This is a genomic window from Dactylosporangium sp. NPDC049742 (assembly GCF_040674675.1).
Taxonomy (GTDB): domain Bacteria; phylum Actinomycetota; class Actinomycetes; order Mycobacteriales; family Micromonosporaceae; genus Dactylosporangium; species Dactylosporangium maewongense.
Window position 1 is genome coordinate 1 of sequence record NZ_JBFANF010000153.1, and the last position, 3103, is coordinate 3103.

3 protein-coding genes are annotated in these 3103 nt (G+C 53.9%); 1 reads left to right on the forward strand and 2 read right to left on the reverse strand.

What is annotated here, in order from left to right; all coding sequences use genetic code 11:
• Positions 1-380 precede the first annotated feature (380 nt).
• Entirely contained in the window at positions 381-1322 is a 942-nt protein-coding gene (locus tag AB0J72_RS58830) for an IS110 family transposase (RefSeq protein WP_093200084.1), read from the reverse strand.
• 232 nt (positions 1323-1554) lie between these two features.
• Positions 1555-2694, reverse strand: a complete 1140-nt coding sequence (locus AB0J72_RS58835; RefSeq protein WP_363418002.1) for an IS481 family transposase — start codon at positions 2692-2694, stop codon at positions 1555-1557.
• A 245-nt stretch (positions 2695-2939) separates the two neighbouring features.
• Here AB0J72_RS58835 and AB0J72_RS58840 point away from each other — a divergent pair.
• Positions 2940-3103, forward strand: a 164-nt coding sequence (locus AB0J72_RS58840) for a biotin carboxylase N-terminal domain-containing protein (RefSeq protein WP_363418005.1), incomplete at its 3' end; no start/stop codon positions are given.

The following is a 3103-nucleotide window of genomic DNA, read 5'->3' on the forward strand; positions in this document are numbered from 1 at the left end:
GGGCACGGTCAATGTGTGGCTTGCCTGCGATGGCATCAACTGGGTGTACCTGATGCACCGAGGTGTCTGCATCGCAGGCAAGCCAGCTCCCACAGAAAAGCAGAGCTGCATCAGCTTCAGATTTGGCTTTCGCTCTGGATCTTGCCTTTGCTTTTAACACTCAAGCCGGCCGGGAGGCCGCTGTGCTTTTGCTTTTGCTTTTGCTTTTGCTTTTGCTTTTGCTTTTGATCTTGATCTGACTGCCCCAATAAGCCCGAGGCCGAACGCAGGCAGTGCGGAGCGGGTAAACCGGCAGGACGCCGGTTTAGCCGCGCCGGGCCATGGATGGCCCGTCGCGGCGGCCCGCGGAGCAATGCCGGAGTGAGCAACCGTGTCGAATCTCAAGCCATTTCAGCGAAATGTTTTTGATCTCGGACCATCGCATTCAGGATCGTCAGCAGCTTTCTCATGCATGCAACCAGCGCCACTTTCTTCGTCTTCCCTGCAGCAAGCAGACGGTTGTAGAACCTCTCGATCACCGGGTTATGGCTCTTCGAGGACAAGACAGCCATGTAAAGCACACTTCGCACCTCAGCTCGACCACCCCATATCCGTCTACGTCCTTTGTACAGGCCGCTATCGCAGTTAAAAGGGGCCACACCAACCAATGCAGCCACTTGTTTGCGATTCACTTTGCCTAGCTCAGGAACCATCGCCAGCAGCGAAAGTGCGAGCACATTGCCAACACCTGAGACCTCGCGCAGCAAATCATAATTGGCCTTCCAGGCCGGCGAAGCTTTGATCGCTTCGTGCAAGTCATCGTCTGTACTTTTAAGACGCTTTTGAAGCCAGACGATATGTGCCTTGATATCCCGTCGAAGCGCCTTGAATACCGCCTGTTTCAGTCGAGACTCCTCCGCCACGATCATATCGATAAGCTGACGGCGTCTAGTCAGTAGATCTGCCAGTTCACGAGCGTGTTCATCTGGCATCTCCCGAATTTCGGGTTTGACCGCCTGAGCAAACTCCGCAATCACCTGGGCATCCAGAGCGTCGGTTTTAGCCAGCCGTCCGGTAGCCTTAGCGAAATCACGGACCTGACGGGGATTGACAACAACGACTGGTAATCCAGCAGCGCAAAGCTCGGCAGCGGCAAGCCGCTCATATCCGCCAGTTGCTTCCAGCACCACTAAAGCGGGCATCTGAGCCTTGAGATGCTTAGCTAAACGCTGGATATCTTCTGGAGTATTGAAAAACTGCTCGACTTGGCCAGTAGTGCTGACGAATGAGTCGAGCTTGTTTTTGGAAACATCAATTCCGACGAACGCAGAGTCATGGTCCATGGCGTTTTCCTCACGTCCAACCTTGCAGAATCGGGCTTTACGCCCAGGCAACCGTTCGGACTAGTTTAGAAAAGAACCTGCTTCGACCCATGCTCACTCACGATCTTGAAATCTGAGGGCACCACGGTCTGAAGCAGGTGAAAATAATCTTACAAGGGCACACCGAGCCTTAGCGAGGTGCCGAGTGGTGGGGCATGTACGGGACAACCACATGGGTTACAAAAAAGTGCCTTCACATAGGTGACACTTTGATTGAAACATAACCGTTTTTTGCATCCCTAGCGTTTACTCGGCCCAAGATCACCGGACCGAAGATCACATTCCATATGCCATCACTGATCATCTCCATTCCGATGGTTTGATGGCTCAGCAAATTACCAACATAAATCCTTAGACCTGCTCGATTGATGATCCCACTACTGTCTGCCAGGTAACACTCGACATGACTCGCATAGCCCATCTCCGGCAACCGCTCCGGATAGACTCGTGTTGAAGGCATGTAACACGAGGCTGGCGTTTTCTGCCCAAGAGCCTCGTGTCCACGCTCGTAATTATAGTGCTGCACGAAGCGATCAAAGTGACGCTGCTGAGCATCCCACGCAACCGCCGGTGGTTGGGGTAACGTACTTTTCAGCGTCCTGTGCATACGTTCGTGGCGCCCGTTCTGATCAGGGCGGCCCGGTTCAATTCGCTCAGGAATGATCCCAAGTCGTAGCCACCAGATCGATAGCTGCGACAGCCCGGCACGGCCCGTGCTGGCAAACGGCACACCGTTGTCGGTACGGATGCGCTCAGGCAGCCCATATTCGCGGAAAACCCGCTCGAAGGTTTGCTGGGTTTCCTTGAAATTGGTGCTGGCCATACTCTCGCAGGCCAGTAAAAAGCGACTCGCGTGATCCATTATCGTCAACGGATAACACCACACACCTGCCCCTGTCAGAAATTGCCCTTTGTAATCAGCGCTGAAAAGCTGGTTGGGGATTTCTGCCTTACGTAAAGGCTTGGGATAGACAGCTACACGCGGGCGCAATTGCCGAGGCGTGATCAAATCAGCGGCCTTGAGGATGTTGTAAATGGTGGTTTTTGAGGGTGGGTTCTGCCCAGGAAAACGCCGTATCAAGTCGTTCTGGATCTTCTTCGGGCCGGGAACCGTTTCTCCAGTCGAACGCAATTCAATAATTGCCTGCCGGACAGCAAAAGGGACCACATACGTCTGATTGTGGCGGCTGCGACTTCGCTCTTCGAGGCCTCTGGGCCCCTCCGCTTTGTAGCGCTCGACCCATTTATAGCCAGTCTTGCGACTGATTTGATGGTCCAGGCACAGCTGGCTAAAGCTGTGCTCGTCCTCCAAATAGTCGGCGATGAACTTCACTCTGAGGTCCATAGGTTTCAGCTCTTTCCAGGGCATGGTCAGATCCTCGCGAAATCGACCCTGCCAGTTAAAAAACTGTTACCTATGTGCGTGAACTAATTTGTAACCCATGTGGGTGAGTCATACCGGGCAGAGCGTTTTGGTTACTTTTGCGCTTTTCAAAAGTGACCCGCTGTAAGAGCGGAACCATAAGCAGCCGTTACCGAAGAAACGGATATGTACCCGACAAGCCAAGGACCACCACCATGCCGATGTTCAACAAAATCCTCATAGCCAACCGTGGCGAAATCGCCTGCCGCATCCAGCGCACCGCCCAATCCCTGGGCTACCGCACGGTAGCGATCTACAGCGAAGCCGACACCGAAGCCCTGCACGTCCAGATGGCCGACGAAGCCATCAACATCGGCCC